Annotated in this window: 2 protein-coding genes; both read right to left on the reverse strand. The window is 59.7% G+C overall.

The genetic code is table 11. From position 1 onward, the window contains the following. Positions 1-980: 980 nt before the first annotated feature. Complete coding sequence (locus M3461_09215) at positions 981-2,252, reverse strand: AAA domain-containing protein (GenBank protein MDQ3774519.1); 1,272 nt, start codon at positions 2,250-2,252, stop codon at positions 981-983. A 4-nt stretch (positions 2,253-2,256) separates the two neighbouring features. Continuing rightward, entirely contained in the window at positions 2,257-3,852 is a 1,596-nt protein-coding gene (locus M3461_09220; GenBank protein MDQ3774520.1) for a hypothetical protein, read from the reverse strand. Positions 3,853-4,023: the final 171 nt, after the last annotated feature.

Consider the following 4,023-nt stretch of genomic DNA (forward strand, 5'->3'; position numbering starts at 1 on the left):
AGTTTCGCAGAAACTCGAGCCCAGTCAAGTACCAAGGTCGGCACTACACGCGCTTTTCCAGGCGATCTCAATAATCCGGTTCGGATAATCAGCGGGTTAACAATTCAAAATATTTGATCTCTGTGAAGATCAAGGTTGAGTTGCGGAAGTCGGGCTAACGGGGCGCAACGCATAATCGGTCCCCTCGTCCCCCGCCCTCGCAAACTGTATAGCCCGAAGACATGAGTCACGCTGTTGGTTGAGCCTGTGGACCCTATAGGCGAGAGATCCATGACTGTATTGGCGAAATCAGGCAAAAAGTGGTCTGGCTAACTCATGTGATACACGGCTTGGGTTCTTCCAGGCCTTGCCCCATGCCCCATGCCCCATTCGAGGCCCGCCTCCCTCCATGTGCCGCGGATACCGCAACATCTCGTACAAACATACGTCTCAGGCAGCTGCTATCTCTGACGCGGTTGGTCGGTCTATTCTCAAAATAGTGACCGTCCGCTTGCCACCGCCGGCCGGAATCTCGACTTCGTCGCCTTCACCGTACCCATCAGCGCCCGGGCGAGAGGCATGTTCGCACTTATAACGAGGTTATCAGGATCATGACGGAACGGGCTTAGCGTTATGACGTACTGGCGCGACGGTTCGTCATTGTAAGATATGAGCACTCGATCACCCGGCCGAACGAGTAATTGCTCCTCTAAAACGCCAGCAGCACCGGTCTTGGAGGTTGCCGCGACCATGGTCGCTGTAGCCGAATCGGGTATTCTTGACACGCGCGCGTCGAAAGTTTGGTCCACGCCCCGCGTGCGTAAGGCATGTCCTTGCGGCTCGGCTGTCTCGGATGTTACCCGGCGGACAATCCGGTGCTCTGTATAGATAGTCGCGGTCGCTTTACCCCCGATAGGCTCGATACCCAATTCCCTAAGGACAGACATTCGGTCATCGAGGCAGCCGTCTGGATCCAGCATCCAGCTCGAACCCCAACACCTTCAGAAGCGCCACCCGACACGCTCCAGTACATGCTGGCGCGCCAGGTCGTCGGCCCACCGGTCGGGCGTATGGTACTTGTCGCCATCGAGCTCGATTGCAAGACGCCTGTCGTCATTGCTCTCGACGACGAGGTCGATCCTGTAGGCGCCGGCGTTAACCTGCGGCGTAACCCGATATCCAAGCGTCACAAGCCGCATAAAGACGTCGTGCTCGAAAACCGATTCGCACAGCTCGATAAGATCGTCAACCTCGCGCGGTGCGTTCTCCATCGGCGCGTGAAAATGCCGAATAACCTTGGCCTTGAGGTCTTCAGGATTCAGCATCTCCTCCATTACCGAACGGAACAGGTATTCGCGGTCCCGCGCCCGCGACAGCGCAACATTGAATCGCTGCTGAAACGGCAACGATGTCTGCGCCCGCGTAGTGCGGGGGCAGGCCACCATGCTGATGAACATGATATCCCGTTCCTTTCCCTGGAACGTCGCGGAATCGCCACAGGCCATGTTTTGCCGCAAGTAGGCCTCTTCGCCGATTCGCTCGAGCAACAGCTGCTGGATAAACTGCGCTTGCTTGGCGCCGATGAGCGAAACCACCCCGATGCTCCGTTTCGCATAGGCCGGGTCGCGCACCAGGTGCTCGATCTCGTCGACGATGACGCGGGCCTCCGGTTCGTTGACTTCGCGCCTGTCCCGGCAGCCGTCCTCCACATATATATCCACCAATGGGGGATCGAGGCGCTCCGATGCACTTGGTAACCGGAGCGGAACGAGAGGCTCGGTGTAGAACCGGAAGCTGAAACGGATGATGGGTTCGACGCAGCGAAAGTGCTCGCGTAGCATGATGCGGTCGCTGGGGAACATGGCCTGCGCAAGCCCGTACAGGGAACTGCCAGGCAGCATCGCTGGCGCGAAGGGTTGGCCTTTCAGGAAATTGTGCTGAAGCTGAAGTATCTTTCGCTCTTCGACGAACGCCGCGGTCGGGCTGACCTGTTTGTCGTCACCAACGATGAGCACTTTCTTGCCGCGCAGGAAAGCGGGTAGCGCGGTGATGTCCGACTGCGATGCCTCATCGACGATGACCAGATCGAATGAGCCAAGCTTCGCGAGGAGACTCTCCGAGATCCGCCAAGTCGGCATGACCCAGCACGGAACAGCGGAGTAACACCGCTCCATGGCATCGCGCGCATCGCGCCGGAACCGGCGCGCCCGAATGCCGGTGCCTTGGCCAATGCTGCGTATAGCGGTCATGAACATGGCAAGGGCCGCGGCCACGCGGTCAGTGATATTCTGCTTTAGGCCTAGATAGGTGCGTAGCTCGACGACCTTCGCGAACGTGCGCTTGAGGTCTGCTTCGTGCTGAAGCAGCTCGTTGGAAAGTTGTCGGATCCGCCCGCGCCCGTCGATCTTTCTGAGATAGCTGTCGCAGCGGGCCCAAACCCAGCTCGCACGCCAGTGGCCTGGTGTCCAATTCGTCATCTACCCCGGTGACAGCCTGCGTGCGCATGGCTTCCGCCCACCCAGGGGCACCGGAGGCCGTCACCTGGGCCGTCACCCTTCCGACCATTCCGAGGGCCGGACGGAGCTCGTGTATACGACCGAGCTCGCGGCACAGCTCGGACCACTCAGCGACAAGCTGCCTGACCATAACGGCCGTATTACCCACGCGGTGCATCAGAAGGTCCCGGATCCTACTCACAATCTCCCCGGACATCGTCCGTAAACGGTCCAGGAGTTCGGTTATGTATGTCCTTCTCGACGCGAGCCGTGCTTTTACGAGGTTGAGTGCGATGGCCTCCGCCGCGGCACGCGCTGCTTCGATGGAGCGCAAGATCTTGTCGGCGTCGAGCCCATGAGGAAACAGCTCGCCGAGTTCCGCCCGGAGCTCGGCCCCGCGTTGCGACGCAAGATGTTGCGCCCTCGTAACCTGATCCAGGGTCTGTGCAATGAGGCGCCCGGTTTGGTTACCGTCGTCTTGGATTTCGGGGAGATCGAACTCCGTTCGTAACGCGTTCCACCGTACCGTGAACGAATGAATGTCCTGGCGCCAAACGACGTAACCATGCACCTTCTGCCACTCATCGGCGGAAGCGGGCGCGCGGTCCGCGATTCGGATCTGGTTGAAGAGGGCGCGCAAAGAAGACCGCGCGAACGGGATCCAACCGAATGGTCGCTCACCTTGAGCTGCCTTCGCCACCGCATCGCCGACGTCATCGTTCTGTAAGGCATCCGGGGGCATCTGGATGGCGCAACCGATGATGGCTGTCCGGCGTTCAGCGATGCTCCTCATCTCCTCCAGCAGGCCGTTGAATAGGACGGTGTGCTCTGTGCCTATACCCTCGACGAGCCACGTCTCGTACAGTGAGACAAGCCAAGGTTTCGGCGCGGCGGCCTCCAGGAATTCGGAGATGTCGTTGACCCAATCCGCCAATCGCTGGGCCCGCTCAACGGTGTGGCGCGCCAATAACGATAGCAATGGAACCTGCTGAGTCGTCGTCTGGTCTTCGAGTGTGGCCGCGCTGCCGAGGTCTTGATGGATCGCGGAGAGGGTGACGGCATCGGTAAGGGCCGAGGGGCTCGGTAGCTCGGCGTCGAGGTAGACCAGATCCTCGACGAGCTCTCTCCGAGCTTCGCGGACAGCGGCGATGTCCGCGTCCGAAAACTGGGGCTTCGCATCCGGTGCCAGTCGATCGGGGAACCACCTGTGCGCATCACGCTCGGCAACGACTGTCTTGGCCAAGTCCATCGGTAGCGGACCCGACTGACCATCATTAGCGCGAATTTGGGTCAGGTGTTTAGTCGCCCACTGACGAAGCTCTTGCTCGATCTTGGCGATCTTGCTTTGCAGCTCGAGGATCCGCTGTTGACCTGACACGATATCCCGTTCAAACTCTCTCGGATTGAGCTGAGTGATCGTGTTCGCTAGCAGCCTGTCGGACTTAGCGTGGAACTTTTCAAGCGCGAGGGGATCGGATCGGTCAGGGTTCCGATGAGCGAGCGCGCATGAGCCATTTCCGTCCCTGTGATCGTGACACCCCTTACCTGC

Source organism: Pseudomonadota bacterium, assembly GCA_030860485.1.
Classification (GTDB): Bacteria; Pseudomonadota; Gammaproteobacteria; order JACCXJ01; family JACCXJ01; genus JACCXJ01.